A 3,429-nucleotide genomic window follows, 5' to 3' on the forward strand; every position below is an offset into this window, starting at 1 on the left:
TGGTGGCCTCGCTCCGTGAACGGATGGCCGCTGTCGAATCGACCGCGCGCCGGCTCGCCTCCCGGCCACGCGTGGCCTGCATCGAGTGGATAGAGCCCCTCATGTCGGGTGGCAACTGGATGCCCGAGCTCATCACCATGGCCGGTGGCGCGTCGCTCTTCGGACAGGCTGGCAAGCACTCGCCCTGGCTCGACTGGGACCACCTCCGCGTCGCCGACCCCGACGTGGTCTTCGTCTCGCCCTGCGGCTTCGATATCCCGCGTACCCTCGCCGAGATGCCGCTCCTCGAGAAGCGGCCCGGTTGGCACGAGCTCCGCGCCGTGCGCGAGGATCGCGTGATCGTCGCCGACGGCAACCAGTACTTCAACCGCCCTGGCCCGCGGCTCGTGGAGAGCCTCGAGATCCTGGCGGAGGCGATTCACCCTGGTGCGCTCCCGCCGCGGTACCGCGGCAGCGGCTGGGTGGCCTGGCCGCAGGCCTAGCCTTCCTGGTGACTCGCGAATATGCTGCATTACGCATGCTTGAAGGTGAGCTATATGTACTCGCACACTGCGCATCACAAGAAGCGCGTTTTGCAGACTTTTTCTCGACCATTGGGATCGCCTCCAAAGTGAGAGTCGCTACATTACGTTCTACTATGCGGCCGTCGTCTCACCACCGAGCAGCGTGAGAACTTCGCCCGTGATGTAGCTAGAGTCTGCCTCGGAAGCGAAAAAGACAAACGCCGGAGCGACTTCCTCAGGTTGTCCGGGCCGCTTCATCGGGGTCTTAGCGCCGTGCTTGGCTGTCTTCTCGGCGCTGGTGCTGGGAATGAAGGGAGTCCAAATGGGTCCTGGCGCGACGCAGTTGACCCGGATCTTGCGCTCGACCAGATTTTGGGCGAGAGATTTGGTAAAAGCGTGTATCGCGCCCTTCGTCGCGGCGTAGTCCATCAGATTCTTGTGCCCTCGCAAGCCGGTGACCGAACCGCAATTGACGATTACCGCCCCCTCTACGATGTGCTCTAAAGCTGCCTTAGTCATGTAGAAATAGCCATAGACGTTGGTTTTGAACGTGTTGTCGAATTGCTCGTCGCTGATATCCTCAGGTCGATCTTGCTCTTCTTGGTAAGCCGCATTGTTCACTAGGATGTCGAGTTTCCCGAACGCCTTCACCGTCTCGGCGACAGATCGGCGGCAGAAAGAAGCGTCAGTGACGTCGCCCGGAAGCAGCAGGCACCTACGACCTTCCTTCTCAACGGCTCGCTTTGTCTCTTCAGCATCCGATTGCTCTTCGCGTAAATAAACGATAGCGACATTGGCTCCCTCGCGGGCGTACAACACAGCAACGGCTCGTCCGATACCCGAGTCACCTCCGGTGATCAGTGCAACCTTGTCCTTCAGTTTGTCGGATCCCCTGTAGAGCGGCGCGTCGTACGTTGGTCGTGGGGTCATTTCCGACTCAATCCCCGGTTTCGGCTGCTCCTGGGCGGGCATCGGACTTTTGGGTTTCCGCTGAACTTTCGGCATACGATTCTCCTCTGTTGAAATGGTTTACGCCGCCTGGCACATGGCTCTACTTTTCGCTGTCTTCGATGGGGACCCTGGCCGAGGCCTTCTTGCCCTGCCAGAGCGCTTTGCTCCTTCGGCTTCGCGCAGTTCGCGTTGCATTCTTTTCCTCAGCAAGGCAAGCACCGCGGCTTCTTCAGGCCGCAGGGACCGCAACTCCTCGCGTAGTTCGCGTTCGGTCTCTTCTCTTACTGTCTCGATCACACTCTTCTCGAGGTAAGCGTCTATCACTGCTGGATGGATGTAGCACTTGCGGCAAACCGCTTTGGTGTTGCCTAGTCGTCCGGCCACGTGCTCGATCGCTCGGATTACATTTAGCTTGGCGGTTGCTTGGCTGTCAAATTCCTTGAATTCCTGCAGTACCTTGGCAGCCAGCACCGTCCCGGCCCACGTGCGGAAGTCCTTTGCCGTAAAATCCTCGCCGCCAATTTCGCGAAGATATTCATTGACGTCTTGGGAACCGACATCGCGGACCTCACCCTTTTCGTCGACGAATTGGAACAATTCTTGGCCCGGCAACTCCTGGCATTGAGCGACGATGCGGGCGAGACGGCGATCTTTTAGATCGATTTCATGCTTCCGGCCACTCTTTCCGAGGAATCCAAAGCAAATCATGGAGCCGTTGATCTGCGCGTGTTCATCGCGCATGGTGGTCAAGCCGAACGAGTGGTTGCTTTTGGCGTATTCATCATTCCTGACGCGGATGAGTGTGGCTTCCAGCAGGCGCACGACGGCGGCCAAGACTTTCTCGCGAGGCAAACCTGTGCATGCACTTGAGATGCCGGTCGACGCGCCGCCGAATTCTGGGCAAAGCCTGCGCAAAACCGATCACCCGGCCGTATTTCTCTTGGTCCCGGACCTCGCGCCAGCGCGGATGGTAGCGATATTGCCTTCGCCTTCGCGCGTCGTAACCCGTGGCCTGGATGTGTCCCTCGGCGGATGGGCAGATCCAAACATTCTGCCACGCCGGGGGAATCGCCAAACTTCGAATGCGAGCTAATGTTTCGGCGTCACGCACGGCAGTTCCGTTTGCGGTCAGGTAGGAAAAGCCTTTGCGATTTCGCTTGCGCGTTATTCCGGGCTTCCAATCGGAAACGTATCGCAGGCCGGCTTCTTCTGCCGAGCGTATGAGACCCTCCGCCACCAACGGCGCACGTCCTTCCTTGCTTGATTTTGCGGGCATGGGGGTCGCGTCGTATCTGAATAAGTAAAGGATCGCAGAGCGACAGGAATCGGCCAAAACGTGCCAAATCAGCCCGGAATGATGCGTGAGACTTCGCGAAAAGTCGCTGAGGCGCGTGATTCTGCCCCCCCGAGTTGTTCTAGCTAAAACTCGGTGTGCCTTCTTAAACGCGCTTCCTTGTCGATATCGAGCACGAAGTTATCGTTCCGATGCATGTCATATGCCATACAATTAAGTGTGTGACAGACCGGAGGTAGCCCGTTAATTCAAAAGGCTTTTTTCTACGCTCTCCAAGGGTGACCGGTTGCCCAGCTTGGAGCGCGCAGGCGAAAAGTGCACGCGGGTGGTGTAAGCTTTACAAGCCGCTTTCGAATACCTTAGGGGGCCGTAGCGAGGCCAATATGAGGCGGGGAATTGCCACGGCGGAGGCCGTGTGATTGGGGCGCGCGAAGCGGCCGCCGCCTGGCATCAAGGACTGCTATGGTGTCTCCATCCGCCAGGATTGCGCAGCACAAGACAGCCCGCCAGACCGAGCGGATCGGCGGTCGCAGCAGGGCGGTGGTGAGAAATCCGGGCTAGCAGCCTGTCGGACTTAGCGTGGAACTTTTCAAGCGCGAGGGGATCGGATCGGTCAGGGTTCCGATGAGCGAGCGCGCATGAGCCATTTCCGTCCCTGTGATCGTGACACCCCTTACCTGC

2 protein-coding genes and 1 pseudogene are annotated in these 3,429 nt (G+C 58.9%); 1 reads left to right on the top strand and 2 read right to left on the bottom strand.

Features of this window, described 5'->3' with window-relative positions:
- Positions 1–482: ABC transporter substrate-binding protein (locus tag M3461_01770; GenBank protein MDQ3773181.1), on the top strand; the 482-nt coding region annotated here is incomplete at its 5' end.
- A gap of 153 nt (positions 483–635) precedes the next feature.
- Here M3461_01770 and M3461_01775 read toward each other — a convergent pair.
- The gene (locus M3461_01775) at positions 636–1,508 is read right to left on the bottom strand and encodes an SDR family oxidoreductase (protein ID MDQ3773182.1); all 873 of its coding nucleotides are present in this window, start codon (positions 1,506–1,508) and stop codon (positions 636–638) included.
- Between the two features lie 24 nt (positions 1,509–1,532).
- Positions 1,533–2,730, bottom strand: a pseudogene (locus M3461_01780) (DNA topoisomerase IB).
- Positions 2,731–3,429 lie beyond the last annotated feature (699 nt).

The organism is Pseudomonadota bacterium (assembly GCA_030860485.1).
In the GTDB taxonomy this organism is placed as follows: Bacteria; Pseudomonadota; Gammaproteobacteria; order JACCXJ01; family JACCXJ01; genus JACCXJ01.